15 protein-coding genes and 2 rRNA genes are annotated in these 20,838 nt (G+C 53.8%); 3 read left to right on the forward strand and 14 right to left on the reverse strand.

What is annotated here, in order from left to right; genetic code table 11:
* Nucleotides 1–256 precede the first annotated feature (256 nt).
* Genes Z948_RS0104735 through Z948_RS0104750 form a run of 4 tightly spaced genes read right to left on the reverse strand, consistent with a single transcriptional unit; the run spans nt 257 to nt 4,230 of the window.
* Entirely contained in the window at nt 257–1,135 is an 879-nt protein-coding gene (locus tag Z948_RS0104735) for a VOC family protein (RefSeq protein WP_025058427.1), read from the reverse strand.
* A 4-nt stretch (nt 1,136–1,139) separates the two neighbouring features.
* Entirely contained in the window at nt 1,140–1,862 is a 723-nt protein-coding gene (locus Z948_RS0104740; RefSeq protein WP_025058428.1) for a serine O-acetyltransferase, read from the reverse strand.
* 9 nt (nt 1,863–1,871) lie between these two features.
* Nucleotides 1,872–3,380: an aldehyde dehydrogenase family protein gene (locus tag Z948_RS0104745; protein ID WP_025058429.1), complete on the reverse strand. Its 1,509-nt coding sequence runs from the start codon at nt 3,378–3,380 to the stop codon at nt 1,872–1,874.
* Nucleotides 3,373–4,230 carry an NAD(P)-dependent oxidoreductase gene (locus tag Z948_RS0104750; protein ID WP_025058430.1) on the reverse strand — a complete coding sequence of 286 codons (858 nt, stop codon included), beginning with the start codon at nt 4,228–4,230 and terminating at the stop codon, nt 3,373–3,375. Before Z948_RS0104750 ends, Z948_RS0104745 begins: the two co-directional genes overlap by 8 nt.
* A gap of 196 nt (nt 4,231–4,426) precedes the next feature.
* Between Z948_RS0104750 and Z948_RS0104755 the strand changes: the two genes are divergently transcribed.
* Nucleotides 4,427–5,290 carry a LysR family transcriptional regulator gene (locus Z948_RS0104755; protein WP_025058431.1) on the forward strand — a complete coding sequence of 288 codons (864 nt, stop codon included), beginning with the start codon at nt 4,427–4,429 and terminating at the stop codon, nt 5,288–5,290.
* A gap of 123 nt (nt 5,291–5,413) precedes the next feature.
* Entirely contained in the window at nt 5,414–8,473 is a 3,060-nt protein-coding gene (locus tag Z948_RS18385; RefSeq protein ID WP_025058432.1) for an ATP-binding protein, read from the forward strand.
* Between the two features lie 82 nt (nt 8,474–8,555).
* On the opposite strand, the gene Z948_RS0104765 is transcribed toward Z948_RS18385, so the two are convergent.
* From Z948_RS0104765 to Z948_RS0104800, 8 genes are read right to left on the reverse strand one after another with little or no spacing between them, the layout of a single operon-like run.
* Nucleotides 8,556–9,890: an FAD-binding oxidoreductase gene (locus Z948_RS0104765; RefSeq protein WP_025058433.1), complete on the reverse strand. Its 1,335-nt coding sequence runs from the start codon at nt 9,888–9,890 to the stop codon at nt 8,556–8,558.
* A 12-nt stretch (nt 9,891–9,902) separates the two neighbouring features.
* Nucleotides 9,903–11,255, reverse strand: a complete 1,353-nt coding sequence (hglS, locus tag Z948_RS0104770; RefSeq protein ID WP_025058434.1) for a 2-oxoadipate dioxygenase/decarboxylase HglS — start codon at nt 11,253–11,255, stop codon at nt 9,903–9,905.
* Nucleotides 11,248–12,429, reverse strand: a complete 1,182-nt coding sequence (locus Z948_RS0104775) for a pyridoxal phosphate-dependent aminotransferase (RefSeq protein ID WP_025058435.1) — start codon at nt 12,427–12,429, stop codon at nt 11,248–11,250. Before Z948_RS0104775 ends, hglS begins: the two co-directional genes overlap by 8 nt.
* The gene (locus tag Z948_RS0104780) at nt 12,426–13,166 is read right to left on the reverse strand and encodes an ABC transporter permease (protein ID WP_025058436.1); all 741 of its coding nucleotides are present in this window, start codon (nt 13,164–13,166) and stop codon (nt 12,426–12,428) included. The genes Z948_RS0104775 and Z948_RS0104780 overlap by 4 nt, the downstream gene beginning before the upstream one ends.
* A 3-nt stretch (nt 13,167–13,169) precedes the next feature.
* Nucleotides 13,170–13,892: an ABC transporter permease gene (locus Z948_RS0104785; protein ID WP_245604553.1), complete on the reverse strand. Its 723-nt coding sequence runs from the start codon at nt 13,890–13,892 to the stop codon at nt 13,170–13,172.
* A gap of 42 nt (nt 13,893–13,934) precedes the next feature.
* Nucleotides 13,935–14,672 carry a transporter substrate-binding domain-containing protein gene (locus Z948_RS0104790; RefSeq protein ID WP_025058438.1) on the reverse strand — a complete coding sequence of 246 codons (738 nt, stop codon included), beginning with the start codon at nt 14,670–14,672 and terminating at the stop codon, nt 13,935–13,937.
* 29 nt (nt 14,673–14,701) lie between these two features.
* Nucleotides 14,702–15,478 carry an ABC transporter ATP-binding protein gene (locus Z948_RS0104795; protein ID WP_037952614.1) on the reverse strand — a complete coding sequence of 259 codons (777 nt, stop codon included), beginning with the start codon at nt 15,476–15,478 and terminating at the stop codon, nt 14,702–14,704.
* Nucleotides 15,468–16,526, reverse strand: coding sequence for a saccharopine dehydrogenase family protein (locus Z948_RS0104800; protein WP_025058440.1), 1,059 nt, complete (start codon nt 16,524–16,526; stop codon nt 15,468–15,470). The genes Z948_RS0104795 and Z948_RS0104800 overlap by 11 nt, the downstream gene beginning before the upstream one ends.
* 298 nt (nt 16,527–16,824) lie before the next feature.
* Here Z948_RS0104800 and Z948_RS0104810 point away from each other — a divergent pair, with 298 nt between their 5' ends.
* Nucleotides 16,825–17,247, forward strand: a complete 423-nt coding sequence (locus Z948_RS0104810; RefSeq protein WP_025058441.1) for an Lrp/AsnC family transcriptional regulator — start codon at nt 16,825–16,827, stop codon at nt 17,245–17,247.
* 431 nt (nt 17,248–17,678) lie between these two features.
* Here the strand turns inward: Z948_RS0104810 and rrf are convergent.
* Together rrf and Z948_RS0104820 are read right to left on the reverse strand one after the other, a co-directional pair.
* Nucleotides 17,679–17,793 (reverse strand): 5S ribosomal RNA (gene rrf, locus Z948_RS0104815).
* An 88-nt stretch (nt 17,794–17,881) separates the two neighbouring features.
* A 23S ribosomal RNA gene (locus tag Z948_RS0104820) occupies nt 17,882–20,717 on the reverse strand.
* Nucleotides 20,718–20,838 lie beyond the last annotated feature (121 nt).

The raw sequence follows: 20,838 nt of genomic DNA on the forward strand, positions 1-20,838 counted from the left end.
TACAACCCCCGTGTCTAAGGGTCGTTTAGGCAGGCGAAGTTGCGCCTTTGTGTCGGTTTTGAAAAACTTTTGTAACAGCGACCTCGCCTGCATTTGGGGCAAGCCATGGTTAAAAACCCTTTGGCGGAAGCAGAGGATCGTCGCCCCTCCCCCCCACAAGCCATTGATAAATTTTATCTAAATTTTGGCCCCAACAAGCCACCCCCCTTTTCCGCGCGGGGCTGTTTGCGCCAGAGGGCGCACCGGATTGCACAAACTAATTGCAAAACCGCAAAACAGTATTCGCGGTCAATGTTGCATCCTCCAGCACAAAACCCTGCTCATACTCGCGGTAGGGAATCGCCGCAGTGTGCAAAAATCCCGCCATCAGCTGCGCATTCGTCATACGAAGGTCCATACCCGCGACAAAGGGGTGTTCCTCGTGCTGCATAGCCTTTGGCAAAGGCGCGATGTCACGCTCAAACGAGGGCCGATCATACACGCGCAAGACGCCATTGGCCGTTTGAAACTCGAACCCGCCGTCAAAAGGGGTAAAGCCGTCATACAAACCCGAGAATAGCTGTTTCAGCGCAGCGTGATCCGCCACGCCTGCCACGATATTCACACCACAGATACCATTCACGCCATTGGGGTGCTCTAACCATTCGGGCACATAGATCAGGTCGGGGCGGTGCTGTTGGCAGAGAAAGAGAGAAAGGCGCGGGAACTGTTCGTTGGGCAATAGGGCCAGTGTTGTCTTTGTGCGGCCAGAGGTGCCATCGGGCAGCGTCACATCGCGCCCGAACTCAAGATGCCCAGCAAGGGTAAACCCCGCGCTTTCGGCCTGATGCGCATCCTGTAGCGCATTGGTGCTGTGTAGCGCGGATAAGGCGATGCCTTCGCGTTTTTGCAGATGTTCATAAACGTGACGGCCAAAGCGGAACTCCCCTGCGGGGACCTCATCCAGCAGACTATCATCATAGATGCCCATGATCTCCAGCAGGCAACCGTTGAACATCGCTAGGCTGGTGCTGGTGCCCCATGGGTGTTTGCCAATGGCGGTCATGTTAAAACCCAAGGCGATCAACCGATCGCGCAGCGCCTCGATATCATTTGTGGCGAGGAGCGGGTGATCTAACCCAAAGGATGCGTTCATGGGATTAATCCTTGTCTCTTTCAAAACTGACTTTCGCTGGCCCTTTCAGTGTGGCCTTTGCGCCCACGGCCAAGGTCTGCGCGGGGACATCTGCAACCACAATTGCACCTGCGGCGATGTTGGCACCTGCACCAACCGTGATACCACCCAGCAGGGTTGCCCCTGCGCCGATCACCACACCATCGCCCAGATGCGGGTGCCTGTGGGGGCCGCTATCGTTGAGGGAACTGCCCAAGGTCACATTATGCCAGATCGAGACATCTTTTCCGATGACAGCGGTTTCGCCCACAACAAACCCCAGCCCATGATCCAGCCACAGCCCAGCGCCAATTTGCGCAGCGGGGTGGATATCGGTCGAAAACGCGCGCCCAAACGCGGCCTTTAACGCCAGCGCGTGGTTTGTTTCACCGTCCCTCCACAGTTTGTGCGCCACGCGGTGCCCCATGATCGCATGCACCCCGCGTGAAAACAGCAGCGTCGCCGCCGCGCCGCCTGGCTCAAAGTTGCGGCGGGCGGTTTCGGCGATGTCATAGGCGGTCAGCTTTACCAGCACTGCATCGTCGCCGTAGGCCTGTTGCACTGCACCGCCAACGGCAGGCGACTGGCAAAGGCGCGTGAACAGCGCCCCTGCCAACTGTGCAAATCCGTCGAACGGCCCTAGATCCAGCACCGCCGCAGTTCGCGGAGAGTTGCGCAGCAGCGCGGTGACATCATCAACAAGCTTCATCAATTACCCTTACGATACATATCCAAAAGCGATGCGCGGCTTGGGCGCACTGTCAAGCCACACGCTTTTGGCCGAGGTGTATTCCATCAACGCGTCCGTGCCGCTGGAGCGGCCAAAACCCGAATTCAGCGAACCGCCAAAGGGCGATGAAACATGGATGGCCTTGTAACTGTTGATCCAGAATGTACCTGCCCGAACGGCATCCGCCATACGGTGGGCGCGCCCTACATCCGCCGTCCAGACAGCGCCGGCCAGACCGAAATCGGTATCATTGGCCAAAGCGATCGCCTGCTCTTCGTCCTCAAAAGGGATCGCGGTGACAACGGGGCCAAATATCTCTTGCTGGGCTGCGTTGGCGGCATTGGTTAGCCCCCGCAAAACAGTTGGCGCCACGAAATACCCGCGTGCGTCTACCGAATTGCGCGACAAAACAGACGCGCCTGCTGACTGCGCTTGATCAATCATACCCCTTACATGCTGGTACTGGCGCGCATTGCTGATCGGGCCGATCTCGGTCGCGTCATCCAACGGGTCACCCAGCGTGATGCTATTCATCCCAGTCGAGATCATATCAACCAGTTCTTCGTGGACGGAGTGGTGAACCAACAGCCGCGATCCCGCGACACAGCTTTGCCCTGCGCCCGAGAAAATTGCCGCCTGAGCGCCAAGGCAGGCGTGTTCCAGATTGGCATCCTCAAAGACGATGTTTGCGGATTTTCCGCCTAGCTCTAACACTGCGGGTTTCAAGGCGGCAGCGGCGGCCATTGCAACGCGGCGACCCGTTTCTGGCGAGCCGACAAAGACGACTTTGCGCACGGCCGCGTTTTCGATCGCAGCCTGTCCAGCCGTTGGGCCAAGCCCGCACAAGACGTTAACCAAGCCACGCGGCAGGCCTGCCTCTTCGGCTATTTTCACCAAAGCGACTGTTGTGATTGGGGTTAGCTCGCTTGGCTTGATCACTACGCCGTTGCCTGTGGCGATGGCAGGTGCGATTTGCCAGCTCCCAGTGAAGATTGGCGCGTTCCATGGGGTGATCTGGAAAACGACCCCCAAAGGTTCGCGCAGCGTATAGTTCAAATGGCCAGAGGGCACGGGGATTACTTCGCCATGCAGTTTGTCCGCCCAACCCGCGTAATAGGCAAACATTTCGGCCACTTTGGCGACCTCGATCCGGCAATCGCGGATCGGCTTGCCTGCGACAATCGCTTCGATCGTTGCGAGGTGTTCAGCCTTTGCCAGAACCGCGCGCGAGATGTCTTGCATCACTTGGCCACGGGCGGCCGCTGCAATGCCTTTGGCCCATTCGGGTTGCGCCGCCGATGCCGCGGCACAGGCGGCTGCGGCCAGTTCGGCCCCTGCGTCAGGATAGCTGAGCAACACCTCTTCGGTGTAGGGGTCGATCAATGTCACCTCATCGCCTGCCCCGTCTACAAGGGCCCCACCGATGATGCTTTGGGGGCGTTCGCCCAAACCAACAGCAGCCATAGCGGTGAGGAGTTTTTGCCTGCGATCAGTCATGTTTTGCTACCTTAACAATCTCGTTGAAATCCGCATTGTCGGCCAATGCATCAGAATGGTTGAGCCAGATATCGGCCAACCCTTGGAACCCGCTGATGTCCACCTTGGTTTCTTTTGCCAGCGCCAGCGCCAATCCCACGTCTTTGCGCATGAGCCCCATGGTAAAACCGGAATCAAAGGCGTCGTTCAAAATCCATTTGGGAAAGTTGACCTCGCTAACGCCGCTGCGCCCTGATCCTGCATTGATCCCTTCGAGCAAATCTTGCGGGGCGACACCAGCAGCCTTCCCAAGGCGCAACGCCTCACCCACCAAAACCAGATTAGCCGCGCAAAGCATGTTATTGGCGATCTTTGCCGCATGCCCAGCGCCCGAACCGCCTACGGTTACTGTTTTGGCGGTGATGACGTCTAAAACGGGGCGCAGAATTTCGATGGCATCGGGGGCGCCCCCCAGCAGCATCGTCATCGTGCCCGCATTCGCCGCCGCTGGCCCGCCGCTGACTGGACCGTCAACAAAGGCGAACCCGTGCTCTGCCCCCAAGGCAGTCATTGCCTGTGAGGTTGTGGGTTCGGAGGTGGACGTATCCAAAATCACTGTATCTGGCCGAATATCCGAAAGCATGTCCCGCATAACCGCATCGACTACCGCCGCCTTTGGCAGCGACAGGATGATAACATCGACGGATTGGGCAAGCTGGGAAGGCGTTTCAGCAGCTTTTGCACCTCGCGCCACTATTTTCTCTAGTGTTTCAGCATGTGGGTCAAAACAAGTTACGTCTTTTCCTGCTGCCAGCAGTTGCGCGGCCATGCCGCCGCCCATGTTGCCACACCCAATTACTCCAATCCGCACGCCAGCATCCTTTCAATGAATAGGTCTGTGCAACCGTATGAGATAACCCAAGGAAGAGGAATGCCGCGATTTTCAATTTTCGATACCTGAACGGAACCATTCCGTTGACGGCCTCGCGCTGTTTCTTTTGCAGTCGCGGTAACGCGCCACGCAAGGCTTGTTGCTTTTCGGGTATGGTTCAGGCGATAGTAATCCTATGGCCACAATAAAGAAAATCAAAATTGACACCTTGAACCAGTTCGCTGTCGTGGCCCGTGAAAGAAGTTTTTCTAAAGCTGCAAAGGTTTTGGGAATGCAGGTTTCCACGCTGTCACGTCACATAACAGCCTTGGAAGACGCGCTGGGTGTAAAGCTGTTGCTTCGCACCACCAGAGCCGTGGTTTTAACCAATGATGGCATCGCCTATCTGGATCGTATTTCACCGCTATTAAACGAATTGGACCTCGCAACACGCGACGTCGCTGAATCAAAATACAAGATGCGCGGCGTTGTACGTATTGCAACAACTGCGGCCATGGCTGACATTTGCGTTGTCCCGATCATAAAAACTCTGCGCAGCGATTTTCCCGATATTCGTATTGAGCTGTTGCTGAGCGCGGAAATTCAGGACATGCGCGCCCACCGTGTGGATTTTGCAATTCGTGCTGGAAAACTACGCGACAGCACACAAATCGTGCGCAAGATCGGCGAGCATGAATTTCAGGTTTACGCAGCGCCTGATTGCGCCAAACAAACTTCGCCCCGTATTCTCGCTTATAATTCGCAAAATGCCAAAGCCGCGAACCCAACCCTGATGTGTGAAAATTACGCGATCCTGCGCCAACTCGCCGTTGCTGGCGAAGGACACGCCAAGATGCCCGTTGCTTATTGTCAAAACGAAGAACGCCAAGGTCTATTGGTCAGGGTGGCCCCCCATAGCCCTTCGTTTTTTGAAGTCTTTGTGGCCTACCCAAAGGGAGCCGTTCTGACGGACCGTGCCCGCGCGACCATGGAGCTTGTCATTCAACAGGCTAAAGAGACCGCGAAAATCGAGCGAGAACTCGCAATGGCATCCAACTAGGCTGCGCCAAACTGTGCGGTATTTTCAGGCATCGGCTCACGTCAAACGTTTGACTATCGTTAATATCTCTGATGAAGTTCAACCTCAGGTGACATTATTTAGTTCAGTAACGGAGTTTTGGGGATGCCGAATTTCTCATCAGATCACTCGGCAACCACATTCTCGCAAAGCTTTGCAGCGCTCACCAAGGCAAACCGCTTTAAATTACAGCTAATCCTGACGCTTACCGCTCTTGCAACCGTAGCGATTATTTTCATCCTTGGGTTACAGGAACGCCAGCACATCCTGCAAGATTACGAACTCGTCTCACAAAACGCTGTTTCACGGACGATAGATTCTCAATCCGCGATCATTACCGACACCCAAAACTTTCTAAAGGAACTATCAAAGGTCCCCGCCCTTCGTGATCCCAACGCTGATCAATGCGGAGAGTTTCTGGCCAAAATCCTGCCCCTCACCCCCCAATACGTCAACATTGGCGTGCCCAATGCAAATGGCGACCTCTTGTGCAATGCCTTGCCGATGTCGAAGCCGGTAAATGTATCGGATCGCCCTTACATCCGTAAGGCGATGGATCAAAAGATATTTAGCATCGGCACTTTTCAGGTTGATCGGGTTGCGCAATCGACCAGTATTAACTTTGCCTATCCAATTCTTGATCCATCAGACCCGCAGACCCCGCTTGGCGCTACTGTTGCTGTTGTGTCTTTGGATTGGTGGGCCACAAAGTTAGATCAATTAGACCTGCCAGAAGGGAGCATTGCCTTTGTCCTAGACAGCGGCAATTCGGTTATCGCCTCTTACCCTCCAAACCTCAGAACCACAGGAACAACATTGAATGGCGATGGTTTCGAACAGGAATCCAGTTCTGCGCAATCTGGTCAAATTATCCTAGGAGAAGACGATGTAACGCGCATCTTTCACCGCTCACATCTCTTCAATGACGAGAACAACAAGGTTTTTATGACGCTTGGCGTACCTGTCGACGCGGGTATTTCTGCCGCCAACAAGGCGATCCTTGGCCAGATGTTGGCATTCGGTGGCGGCTGGGCGTTGATTTGGCTCATAACGATGCGCCAACTGAACAGAATGGTTTTCCGCCCAGCACAAAGCATGATCGAAACCTTTGAGCAGATCGAGCGTTTCAGCGGCAGCTCGATCACGTCACGTGATCTGATCAACCAAAACGCATCGCAAAATGTCCACGACGTGACCCAAAGCTTTTTGAAAGTGATGCAAGACAGAACACAAGCCCAAGATGAACGCGCCGTTCAAACAGAACGCATGAGCGCCCTGATCGAGGCCCTACCCGATACCTATTTCCGAGTGGATTACGACGGGAACCTGTTGGACTGCAACACTCATAGCCCCTCCGATCTTCTTGTTCCGACACCAGATCTGATTGGTCAAAATCTGGTGGATATTTTGCCTCCCGATACGTTGGAAAAGTTCAACGAAAACCTCCTGGCGCACCGCCGGACAGGTGAAATCGTTGAATTTGACTACGATCTTGATTTCCCCGAAGGCACCAAACATTTCGAAGCGCGTATTAGCGCCATCACGGGAACAACCGAAATTATCGTTGTCGTTCGCAACATTACAAATCGCAAAATTAACGAAAAGCGCCGCCATGCTGTCGAAGCCCGACTGGAACGCATTCTAACCAACCTACCTGGCGCAACGATTTCGCTAAATATGAGCGACCCAGATAACCCAACCCCGACCTACCTTAGCTCTCAGGTTGAGGGTATTTGGGGCTATAGCGTCAAAGAAATAATGAGCGACTTTTCTCTGTTAAGTGCTGCACATGATTCAGATGATCTGGATAACATGGAGGCCAAGCTCAAAAAATCCGCAAAAACCCTCAAACCGTTTCAACATCGTTTCAAGATCACAACCCGAACAGGCGAAGAGAAATGGCTGGAAACGAATACAGGTGCGGCCATTACCACCGAAGGTCATGTGCAGACAGACGGCTTTGTTCTAGACGTCACCAAGGAAGTTGAATTTCAGAAACAGCTTAATCGGCAACGCGAGGTCGCCCATCAGGCGCAAAAGCATGAAAGCGTGGGCCAGTTAACTGGCGGTGTTGCGCATGATTTCAACAACCTGCTCGCCATTATCATCGGCAACCTAGAGCTTCTCCGCGACGAGATAGACGAGGATCATCTCTTGGAGCTGATTGATGCAGGCATTCGGGCCAGCCTCAGAGGTGCTGATTTAACCAAAAACATGCTGGCCTTTGCGAAAAAGGCGCGCTTAGAACCTGAAACAATCCAACTTAACAAACTGGTCAGTGATACCCGAAGCTGGAGTGGCCGCACCATACCCTCGACCATTTCGATAGAGACGAGCCTACTTGAGGGCCTATGGAGCATCGAAGCTGACCCCAGCTCGACCGAAAGTGCTTTGCTTAACCTCATTTTGAATGCCCGCGACGCGATGCCAAACGGTGGCAAGCTGACCATCGAAACGGCGAATGTCCGCATTGATCAGCCCTATATCGACAGCCGTAAACAAGAACTAAAACCCGGCCGATACGTAATGCTAGCCGTGAGCGATACAGGAAGCGGCATTTCCGAAGAAGTGTCCAAGCATCTGTTTGAACCCTTCTATTCCACCAAACCACCTGGCGCGGGTTCTGGATTGGGTCTGTCGATGGTCCACGGTTTCATGAGCCAATCCGGCGGTACGGTTCAGGTCTATACCGAGGCTGGTGTCGGTTCGACATTCAAGCTGTTCTTCCGTGCTGTCGGGGCCGATGAGCCACCCGCCCCGCAAGAGATTGCCCAGCGCAAACCTGCCACCTCAACGGGGCAGCGCATTCTTGTGGCCGAGGATGAGCCAGATGTCCTGACTGTGATCGCAACTACCCTTGAGACCGCTGGCTATGATGTCACCCGCGCCCAATCCGGTGATATCGCCTTTGAAATTTTTCAGGCGGACCCTACATTTGATCTGCTATTAACAGACATCGTCATGCCAGGGACATTACAGGGCACGAACCTGTCCAAAGAGCTTCGCAAAATCGCTCCGGAACTGCCTGCGGTGTTTATGTCTGGCTATGCCAGCGAAGCCACCGTTCATGGCAACGGGCTTAGGCCCGAGGACATCCGTTTGATGAAGCCTGTAACGCGCGCAGATCTGTTGTCATCCTTGAGCAAAGCACTAAGCCACAAGTAAGCTACCTACCTAGGAGTAGAACCGATGCTGGCCACTGCGGGGGCAAGGATGAGCTGTTGCGCCCATCCCCCCGCAGATTGTGTCAGTTGATGGGGAAAGGCTGCGTCTGGCCGTATTTATCAAAGTACTTTTGGTTCTTTGGTCCAATGCCATGCTCGGCGCTGAAAGACGCTCCGAACCTATCAACCGCGTTTTCAACAACCCAATCTCTAAGCTCTTCCTCAAACGTTGCGGAATGCCTTGCAGGATCAACCACGAGATTAAAGTGCAAGCCGCCATCCCCCACATGTCCGAAATCACAGATTTGGACATCGGGGAATTGCTGGGTTAGGTCGACCTGCATGGCGGCACGAAACGCCAGCACATCCTGCCTGCGGAATCCCAAATCAAAGGCATACAGCTTGCCCGTGCAACGCACCCCTTCTGACAGCCCATGGCGCATGGCCCACATTGTATCAGCGCGGCCAAACAACGCGTCTTCGATCGCAACATCTTCGCCTTCCCAGATCGCCATCAGGATCTGCTGAAGCACCTCATCCAAATCGGTTTCCCATGCGGCGGGCTCATTAGGGCGGCTAAGTTCGACCAATAGTGCAATCTGGGGCAAAACCCCATTTGCAAATGGATTGCGCAGCGTTGGGATGTGGGCAAACGCCGCCTCCATCGCGGCGTGGCTCATGAACTCAAAGGCAGACAACATGGGGCCTGCAAGCCGCTCAAGAGCCTGCAACAGCGGCAGTATCGCGGCCTCGTCCTTGGGGACGATCAAGGCGGTCGCTTGCTGACGCGGGATGGGTTCGATGTTTAGAACAGCTTCGGTTATGATGCCAAAATCGCTCGCGCTGCCGATGGCCAGTTGCATCCAGTCGGTACCAGTGTTCGCCTTACGCACTGGCCCGCGAAGTTTCACCGCCTCACCGGCGGATGTGATGAGCGCCAAGCCGAGAACCTGTTGGCGCATATCGCCGTAGCGCAGGAAACGACCACCACCAGTGTTGGTTGCGATCATGCCCCCGATCTGCGGATCAGAGCCGAGATCGATAGGGAAAAATAATCCGTGCGGCTCCAGCCGTTCATTCACTTCGGACAGATGAAAGCCCGCCGATACACGCAAAGAACGGTTTTCAAGATCCACCTCAAACACGTCTTTCAACCGCTCGGTGCTGATCACAACCTGTTCACCAGTGGCGTCAGGAATGGATGCACCAACAAGCCCCGTGTTACCCCCCTGCGTATGATAGCGGATGCCCAGCGCGTTCAGCGCACAGACCGCCTGTACCATCTCCTTGCTGCTTTCTGGGCGCAGCACAGCGGCAGCTTTACCCGTTTCACCCCGAACACCAGAGACAAACCGCGCCATATCGGCCACCTCGGTCAACATGTCGACTTCTGGAAGCGCAGATTTAAGAGCCGTCACCAAAGCCACCCTTCAGGACACCTTGCGCAAGGGGATTTTCGCCAAAGACGCGTTTTGAATTGCTTCATAAACTGCAAATTCATCCGCTGGTTCAGCCCCAAGGGCCGCTACAAACTGATCGCGGCTAGAGAGGGATAGGCTGACATGTGCTGCGTCATCACCAAGGTTCGACTGGAAGATGCCAGCGGCGCTAACGGGCAGGAAATCTTCGTAAATGATGGGGGAAATCTGAACCACACCAGCATCAAGCAAGCCGTTCAAATCACCACTCGTGATCTCACCAACAACCGAGTAACGGAAATAGGCCAACTCTTGATCATGGAGCATGCGCCAGTCATCCGGAAATTCGGCGAAGGCTGCGGAAAGAGCCTCAAGATAGGCGGCCGCATTGCTACCATCTGGATTGGGCTGCACTTTTGCGCGGGCTGAGGACAGCAAACGATCATAAAGCGCGCGGCCTTTTGGGGTTAGCGCGACACCGCGTTCTTCGATTTCGCCAAAGCGCGCTGTGTGCGTGCCTTGCTCGGCTGCGCCGACAAATTTAACCTTTTCATCCAGCGCCTTAAAGCTGGTCTGGCGCAATAAGATTGGGCAATCCCGTTTGGGCGGCCCCTCAACGATGGCTTTGGCAGGGAGTTTGCGTTCAATCATCTCTTGCTGGGCCGCGTCGATATCAAGCGTCCGAGGTGTAAGATGATTAATGTGCGGCCCTTGAAAACCAACGACATCCGCAATCAAACGATGCGCATCGTGCAGCTTTTTATAGGTTTCTTCCGTGACAATCGCATCCTCCGCCCAGCGGAAGGTTTCTAGCACCTCTTGCACAAATTCGGCGGTTTCAGATGCGTTCAAACCACCGTTTTCTTCGGCCAATTCGGTCAAGGCGATCGCGCGTGGTGTGAAAATATTTCGCGCGCTCAGGGTCGATTGCGCAATCGCGCGCAGGGCTTCATCTTCGATCAGCTCTAAGCGCAACAGGGATGTGAAAACCCGAAAAGGGTTTTGCGCCAACGCATCGCGGTCAATGGGGCGAAAGGCCGTAGAGTGAACGGGAATGCCCGCAACGCCAAGGTCATAATACCCGACCGGCACCATGCCCATCACCGCAAATATACGGCGGATCATAGAGAGTTCACTTGCTGTGCCTACACGGATCGCGCCGTGACGTTCATCTGAAATCCGGTCCAGATCTTCGTCTTGGTCAACACGCAAATCCGCCGCTCGCGATGTTTTTAGGACGCTGTTGTTCGTGGTCTCAACAATTTCGAGAAGATCAGAATAGGCGGGAACTTCGTCGCGATACATTGTCGACATTGCCTGAGAAAACATCGAACGGATTTTGCTGGGAGACACATATTCAGACACGTGAAATATCCTTTGAAACATAGGTTTGGGCCGCCTGCGCCAAGCGTGTCATGGCATCATCAAGCTCAGCATCAGAATAGGCGTAGGACAGGCGGAAGTGACCCGGCATTCCAAAGGCACGTCCCGGTACAACCACAAGCCCAGATGCTGCCAAAACATGCGCGCAGAAATCGGCGTCAGTGTCATTTGGCCCAAGAATCTGAGCACAGCAAGCGAAAAGATAAAACGCCCCATCAGGTAGGATCGCGGACAGGCCATCAATCGCATTAATCGCGCTAAAAACTTTGTCGCGGCGTTTTTGAAACAAGGCGCAGCGCGTGGCGAGGTGGTCTTGTGGTCCTGTCAGCGCGGCAAGTGCCGCAGCTTGGCTGACCGATGACGCCCCAGAGGTAATCTGCCCCTGCACCGTGGTCATCGCATCTATCAGATCCTGCGGCCCAATACCCCACCCGATCCGCCAGCCCGTCATCGAATGGGCCTTTGAGACCCCGTTGACGATCAAACTGCGCGCAGCCAGCGCCGGAACGGCCTTTGTGAAAGACGTAAAGGGTATGTAGCTGATGTGTTCATAAATTTCATCAGCCATCACCCAGACATGAGGGTGGCGTTCTAGCACCTTGCCAAGGGCGGCCAATTCCTCAGGGGTGTAAATCATGCCGCTGGGATTTGATGGTGAATTCAGCAGCAGCCATTTCGTACGCGGTGTAATCGCCGCCTCTAGCGCGTCAGGCGACAGTTTGAACCGCGCCTTTGCGTTGGTTTCCACGATTGTCGCTGTGCCGCCGAACATGCCGATCACATCACGGTAACTGGTCCAGAACGGCGTTGGCAATATCACCTCGTCACCTTGGTTCAGGCTGGCGGCGAAAGCATTGGCGATCACTTGTTTCGCCCCTGTTGAGACGATGACATTCGCGGGCGCTGTCCCCGCGACCTCCGCAATCGCAGCCCGAAGCGCGGGTGTGCCTGCGGTTGGCGGATAGCGTGTTTCCCCCTTTAGCGCAGCTTGGTTGGCCGCCGCGATCACATGGGGCGGTGTGGGGAAATCAGGCTCGCCCGTACCCAGCGACAACACATCCTCCCCAGCGGCGCGTTTTGCGGCAGCCGCTTCTGACAATTGTACAATTTCAGACAGGGCGATCGACGCAATGCGATCAGCTTTTGCAAAGCTCATTTTACCACTCGTGTTTTAGAGAAATGCTTTTGCACCCCAGCCACAAACAGCGTGATGAGACTGGCGAGGATCAGATACAGGACCGCCGCATAAGCATAAGAAGTCAGGTCAAAGTTTCGCGCAAAAACCGTCCGCGTTTGGCCCATCAAATCCAGCACGGTGATCGTTGAAATCAACGCGCTTCCTTTCATCAACAGCACCAATTCATTGCCATATGCAGGCCATGCGATACGCAGCGCTTGAGGGAGCATGATACGGCGCATCGCGTTGAGCCAAGACATGCCAATGGACATTGCGGCCTCCATCTGGCCCCGATCAACATTCGCCACGCCACCGCGCAGAATTTCACAGACATAGGCGCTGGTATTTAGCGTCAGGATCAAAAGGCCAACGGCCCACGGGTTTTTAAAGAACACCCAAAGCGCGCCCAAACCTTCTTCGCCCAGACTGCCGACACCAAAGTAAACGATCCAAAGCTGCACCAGCAGAGGCGTTCCGCGAAAACAATAGACAAAGATATTTGCGGGCACCGAAAACACCGCCCACCCCGACAGGCGGGCCAACACCCATATTACAGCCAATAGAAAACCCAGCGCGGATGACAGCAAAAGCAGTTCGATCGTGACGAAAGTACCATCCACAAAACGCGGACAGAATTTGGCAAACAGCTCAGTGGATACCGGATTAAGGCCAGCGCAAATTCCATCGGAAATCGCATATTTGAAATCTTGATACATGGTCTAAACCTTTACCATTCCGCGGCGCGCACGCCGTTCAATCCAGGCTCGTCCGATGTCAGACACAAGCGTCAGCGCAAGATAGATACACCCAGCCGCAACAAAGAACGTCAGCTGCCGACCTTCCGTTTCGCCACCCAGTTTCGAGATGCGCAGTAATTCATCCAAGGCAATCACCGCCGCAAGGGAGGTGTCTTTTAGAACCACCATCCAGAGGTTCCCCAGACCCGGGATCGCAAAGCGCAACATCTGCGGGCATCGAATGCGCCAGAAGATCTTGCCGCGCGACAGGCCGATGGCCTCGGCTGCTTCGATCTGCCCCGGCGGAACAGCAAGGTAGGCCCCTCGGAAAATCTCGCAGGCATAGGCAGCAAAGATTGCCGAAAGCCCCGCCACCGCTGCCGCGAATTTTGGCACCTCGACGCCTGCCTCAAACCCCATCCAAAGAAGACCTGCGTTGATCAAAGCATCAGACCCGAAGAAGACCACCAAAAGGATCAAAAACTCGGGGACGCCGCGAATAAACAAGGTGTAGCCCGCCGCAAGCCAACGTAGCGGTGCAAAGCGCGACAATTTCATGCCAGCAAGACCAAGGCCAAAGATAAGCCCCAATGACATCGACCAGAGTGCAAGGGTCAGGGTGATCCAAGCGCCTCGCGCCAGATCATCGCCCCATCCGGTGCTACCAAAGGCCAAAGGCCCCAAAAATGAATTTATACTGTCCATGGGAAAAGCAAGCCCAGCAATCTCTTGCTGGGCTTAATGTCCTTAGTAGATATCAGTGCCGAAGTATTCGACGCTGATGGCTTCGTAGGTGCCGTTCGCACGGATCGTTTCCAACGCTGCGTTGAACGCGGCGGTCAAATCGTCATCACCTTGGCGCGTGCCAATACCGATCTTGTCGTTGATATCGATCTTATCAACGGCCAAGCCAAACCCGTCGTTGGTTTTTACGAATTCCGCGGCTGGAAGAAAGTCGATCACAACGGCTTCGATACGGCCTGCTGCAAGGTCAGAGAAAGCTGCAGGGTTTGTATCATAAAGACGGATATCGGCACGTGACCCAAATTCATCTTCGGCCCATTGCGCGCCCACAGTTGAACGTTGCGCGCCAATCGCGACATCCCCAAGCGTATCAAGGGATACAGTTGAACCATCTTTGGTCACAACGCTCAGGTAGTTGGAATAGTAAGGGTCGGTAAAGTCGATCGCCTTAAGGCGTTCTTCGGTGATCGACATAGACGCAACAATCGCGTCATATTTGTTGTTCACAAGACCAGGGATGATACCGTCCCAATCCTGCGCGACGACTTCGCATTTGCGCGCCATTTCAGCACAAAGCGCCTTTGCGATATCAACGTCGAACCCGACCAATTCGCCATCAGCAGTCACGTTGTTGAACGGAGGGTAGGCCCCCTCGGTTGCGATGCGAACCACGTCTTCGGCCTGTGCCGCAGATGCCATTGCCATGATTGCGAGGCTTGCGCCCATAAGTGTATTTTTCATCTTCTTCTCCCAGTTCGTTTTTCGTTTAGTTAAAGTACCTTGGCCAGAAACTGCTGGCATTCGGCTGTTTTGGGCGCGCCGAATACTTCATCCGGTGTGCCTGCTTCTGCAATTTTTCCTTGATGCAGAAATATGACTTTGTCCGAGACTTCCCGCGCAAAGCCCATCTCGTGGGTGACAACGACCATCGTGCGCCCTTCGGCTGCGAGGTCTTTCATGACGCTTAGAACTTCACCGACCATTTCAGGATCAAGCGCCGAGGTCGGCTCATCAAAAAGTAGAATTTTCGGATCCATGGCGAGGGTCCGCGCAATCGCAACCCGCTGTTGCTGGCCACCTGACAATTGGCTGGGGTAAACGTCTTTCTTGTTCGCAATCCCCACACGCTCTAACAGCGCCTCAGCCCGCGCGACGGCTTCATCCTTTGAAAGCCCCAGAACCTGTACGGGGCCTTCGATGATGTTTTGCAGCACCGTCATATGGGCCCAAAGGTTAAACTGCTGAAACACCATGCCCAGCCCCATACGGATGTTGGAAAGCGCGCGGTGGCTGGTAACGGCCATGCCATTACGTGTTTCTTTTAGCGGCAAACGCTCGCCGTCGATTTCGATTGTTCCTGCTGTCGGCATCTCAAGCAGGTTGATGCAGCGAAGGATCGTCGATTTACCCGACCCCGACGCCCCGAGAAGCGAGATAACCTCGTGTTCGGCGCCAGAAAAGCTGACCCCTTTAATCACCTCAAGTTTGCCAAAGGACTTATGAAGACCTTTGACATCAAGATATGTTTTGCGCTGTTCAGCCACCATAAAGTGCTCCAGTTGGCATAGATAGGAAACCATCCAACGGGATGTCCTCTTGTTTCAGGAAGCCGTTTTTGGGCAGTTTGCCGTCACGCACCATTTCGATAATGGCCACAACCGATCCAGCCGTTGTCCACGCAATCGCGGTGCGCCGTTTGCCAGCAACCTCAATCGGGCGGTATCCGCGTACAAATTCGCGCCGTTCCAAGCGGCCATTTACATGGCCCTCTGCAGCGGCGTGCACGTATACAACATCGTCTTCAACGGGGGGCTTGGCCGCGACAAGGATTTCGCCTGCCTCTGCGCGGCGATCCCGCATCAATAATTCATGGAAGAAAAAGTTCATCTGCTGGACGTGGCCAGGATAGCGCATTGATTTGTAATCAATATTCCCAACCTTACCAAGGTAGGTATCGCACATGGTGCCAAGGCCACCAGAGGTTGTGAAAGCTTCGAGCTTTACGCCGTCAATATAGATGTCTTCGACCCACTCCATCGGGGACACCCACTTGCGCTCTCCGCCTTCGATGACTTCGCAGTCGTTGAGGTATTCGTTAACAACACCTTCAGGCGACCAGTTGAATGCATAGCCCATCAACCCAGTCGGGTTCTGCGGCAATGCACCAACGCGCATTTTGCAGGATCGGCAGTCGTCGAACTGGCTAATCAGATCCGCCCCAACGATCCCAATGAACCCCGGCGCAAGCCCGCATTGGGGGGCCATCAAGCCTTTGGCGGTCTTGGACATTTCAATGATGGCCTTGGTGGTTGGTACGTCTTCGGTCAGGTCAAAATAATGCACGCCTGCTTCGACGGCGGCTTTTGCAAGACCGATATTGAGCTGAAACGGCAAGCAGGACAAAACCGCGTCTTGCTGGGCAAACTCGCTGACAACCTCTTCGGGCTTTGAAAGGTCCAATGCTTTGAAGGAAAACGGGTAGGCCCCTTCGGGCTCTTTCTGGTCGATACCCGTGACGGTGAAACCTGATGCGTGCAAAAGCTCTGCTGCCAGATGACCGACTTTGCCCAAACCAAGTACTGCTATGTTTTTCATGATACCCTCAGATGTCAAATGTGATGTCTTGCGCCTGCCGAAGCGCGCGCGAAGAAGTCGATTGTGTTTATTGGGCGGTCCATTTGCGCGCTCAACGCATCCGTGGTGCTAGCGAAATAGCGCAAGTCGCAATCACATTGCGATTTGTTCTGTACCGCAGCGTCGAGCTTCATTGATGTTTTCCCAATATCTCTTTGGGAGCAGAATTCACGAGAACGGTGCTAAACAAAATACAAGATTACTTTCTAATCATCAAATTTTTGACTATTAGTAAGCCCATTCTTTTGAAAGGTCACAAATGGACGACATTGATCAACAGCTGCTGCTTTTGCTGACTCGGGATGGCCGTGCCTCTGCTGCCGATTTGGCACGCGAACTGTCAGTTTCGCGCGGCACGGTGCAGAACCGGATCGACAAATTAAAACGCGAAGGTGTCATCGAAAAATTTACGGTTGAGCTGGGCCGTGGTGAGCGGGAACATCAAATCAGCGCTTTCGCTCTCATTCGCGGTAACGCCGATGATGATCGGCGTATTCTGGCGTCGCTGCGCCGCATCAAGGAAATCACACAGGTTTCAACGATCAGTGGGACTTTTGACTTGGTTGTTGAATTGCGATGCTCATCCTTAGCACGACTTGATGAAGTTCTTGATAGCGTGCGCTCATTGCCGGATGTTGCAGATACGCAAAGCCACATTCGCCTTAGAACGTGGCGGAGTTAATTCCCAAGTCCAATCAATCAGAGGGGGCAACTTAGTCGATAGAGGTCTTAAGTTCCAAAGCGCCTAAACCAGTCGTGGTTTGGCGCCTCTCAGCTGCTAGCCTTCTTAACTAGCTATAAGCTTCCATGTAGGGCAATGACCCAAACAATGGGCGTCCCAGAACGGCCTGTAGAATAAAAACGACTGCACGCTAAGCATGGGCGTCGTTAGAAGCTCGAGAACCGCTTACAGGCGCTTAAAGAGGCCTTGGCGCTGGTCATCCCTTTCCAGAATACATCCAACGCGTGGATCGCTTCCAGTTATTCTCTGCAACGCTTGCAGGGTATTCGGAATATACTGTGTATGGAACGTCAAAACGCCGCTGAGAATTACCACAGCGGCGTTTTTTGAATGTTTTGTTTATCGTCGAGAGATATTTAGGAACTTATTAGGTTTGGCGATGACCTACTCTCCCACGCCTTAAGACGCAGTACCATTGGCGCGACGGCACTTAACTGCCGGGTTCGGGATGGGACCGGGTGTTTTGCTCGTGCTATGATCACCAAACCAAATAAATTCCTAAATTGTCCAAGTCAGCACGCTGATTGTGTGTGTATGCTTTTGACTAGTGACAGAAGTCTTTCTGTTACTGGATCAAATCAAGCCTATCGAGCCATTAGTACCAGTCAACTGAACGTGTTACCACGCTTACATCTCTGGCCTATCGACGAGGTAGTCTACCTCGGCTCTCAGGGATACCTTGTTTTGAGGGGGGCTTCCCGCTTAGATGCCTTCAGCGGTTATCCTGTCCGATCATAGCTACTCTGCACTGCGGCTGGCGCCACAACAGATCCACCAGTGGATCGTTCACCCCGGTCCTCTCGTACTAGGGGCAACTCCTCTCAAGTATCCTACACCCACGGAAGATAGGGACCGAACTGTCTCACGACGTTCTAAACCCAGCTCACGTACCTCTTTAAACGGCGAACAGCCGTACCCTTGGGACCTGCTCCAGCCCCAGGATGAGATGAGCCGACATCGAGGTGCCAAACACTGCCGTCGATATGGACTCTTGGGCAGTATCAGCCTGTTATCCCCGGCGTACCTTTTATCCGTTGAGCGATGGCCCTTCCACTCGGGACCACCGGATCACTATGGCCGTCTTTCGACTCTGCTCGACTTGTCAGTCTCGCAGTCAGGCTGGCTTCTGCCATTGCACTCAACGAGCGATTTCCGACCGCTCTGAGCCAACCTTCGCGCGCCTCCGTTACGATTTAGGAGGCGACCGCCCCAGTCAAACTACCCGCCACACAGGGTCCCGGATCCGGATAACGGACCGCGGTTAGACATCAAGCAGAACAAGGGTGGTATCTCAAGGGAGGCTCCACAGAGACTAGCGTCTCTGCTTCAAAGCCCACCACCTATCCTGCACATGTTCGGCCTAATGCCAGTGTGAAGCTGTAGTAAAGGTGCACGGGGTCTTTCCGTCTAACCGCGGGTAACCGGCATCTTGACCGGTAATTCAATTTCGCTGAGTCTATGTTGGAGACAGCGGGGAAGTCGTTACGCCATTCGTGCAGGTCGGAACTTACCCGACAAGGAATTTCGCTACCTTAGGACCGTTATAGTTACGGCCGCCGTTTACCTGGGCTTCAATTCAAGGCTCTCACCTCTCCTTTTAACCTTCAGGCACCGGGCAGGCGTCAGACCCTATACGTCGTCTTGCGACTTCGCAGAGCCCTGTGTTTTTAATAAACAGTCGCCACCCCCTGGTTTGTGCCCCCAGCCCCTAGTTGCCTAGGAACCGGGCCTCCTTCTCGCGAACTTACGGAGGTATTTTGCCGAGTTCCTTCAACATAGTTCTCTCAAGCGCCTTGGTATTCTCTACCTATCCACCTGTGTCGGTTTAGGGTACGATCTCATGATGGAGCTATTTCCAGGAACCTCTAAGCAGCCCATTCAATCCGATAAGGATGAACTACAGTCGAGATCCGTCACTTCCATCTGGCCCAGGAATATTAACCTGGTTCCCATCGACTACGCCTTTCGGCCTCGCCTTAGGGGTCGGCTTACCCTGCTCAGATTAGCTTTAAGCAGGAACCCTTGGATTTTCGGCGAGAGTGTCTCTCACACTCTTTGTCGCTACTCATGTCATCATTCTCACTAGTGATCTCTCCACCGGATCCCTCACAGGCCGGCTTCACAGAAAGCTCCTTGTGTCCAATTCCACCCGAAGGAGGATAAGGACACATGGAACTATGTCACACTACGCTCTGCTACCATGCAATAAATGCATCCTAAGCTTCGGCTCATGGCTTGAGCCCCGTTACATCTTCGCCGCAGGACAACTTATTTAGACCAGTGAGCTGTTACGCTATCTTTAAAGGATGGCTGCTTCTAAGCCAACCTCCTGGTTGTTTTGGTCGTCCCACCTGCTTTCCCACTTAGCCATGAATTAGGGGCCTTAGCTGTAGGTCAGGGTTGTTTCCCTCTTCACGACGGACGTTAGCATTCGCCGTGTGTCTGCCGACTAGTACTCCTCGGTATTCGGAGTTTGGTTAGGATCAGTAAGCCTGTGGGGCCCCATTACCCATCCAGTGCTCTACCCCCGAGGGTATTCGGTCGACGCTCTACCTAAATAGATTTCGCAGAGAACCAGCTATCTCCGAGTTTGATTGGCCTTTCACCCCTAGGCACAGCTCATCCCGATCTTTTTCAACAGATGTGGGTTCGGTCCTCCAGTAAGTGTTACCTTACCTTCAACCTGGCCATGCCTAGATCACTCGGTTTCGGGTCTGATCCCTCAAACTCATTCGCCCTATTAAGACTCGCTTTCGCTGCGCCTACACCTAACGGCTTAAGCTTGCTTGAGAGACCAAGTCGATGACCCATTATACAAAAGGTACGCTGTCAGGTCGCAAGGACCCTCCAACTGATTGTAGGCGTTCGGTTTCAGGTACTGTTTCACTCCCCTCGTCGGGGTGCTTTTCACCTTTCCCTCACGGTACTGGTTCACTATCGGTCAGTAAGGAGTACTTAGCCTTCGAAGGTGGTCCTCCGATCTTCAGACAGAATTTCACGTGTTCCGCCCTACTTAATACGTCCTCTCATGCTTCTTATACGGGACTATCACCCACTTTGGTTGCGCATTCCAACGCATTCTAACCACAATTGAGGCTCGGCTGGTCCCCGTTCGCTCGCCGCTACTAGGGGAGTATCAATTGATTTCCTTTCCTCCGGGTACTTAGATGTTTCAGTTCCCCGGGTTTGCTTTTCTAAGTCTATATATTCAACAAAGAAATACCTGGTTTACCTCATTATTAGCTGCTCATTGCTGAGCAATAATAACAAAGTATCAGGTGGGTTGCCCCATTCAGAAATTCATGGATCAAAGCTTATTCTCAGCTCCCCATGACTTATCGCAGAGTATCACGTCTTTCATCGCCTCTTACTGCCAAGGCATTCACCAAACGCCCTTTTCGCGCTTGATTTGATCCAGAAAGAGAAAGACTAAAAGTCTCTCGTATCACACAGAAGCTGGTAAGAAACTGTGCGAACTGTTCCTAGATCAAAAGCATACATAACTGTAGCAACCCGTGCGGATTGCTACGT

Source organism: Sulfitobacter donghicola DSW-25 = KCTC 12864 = JCM 14565 (genome assembly GCF_000622405.1).
Classification (GTDB): domain Bacteria; phylum Pseudomonadota; class Alphaproteobacteria; order Rhodobacterales; family Rhodobacteraceae; genus Sulfitobacter; species Sulfitobacter donghicola.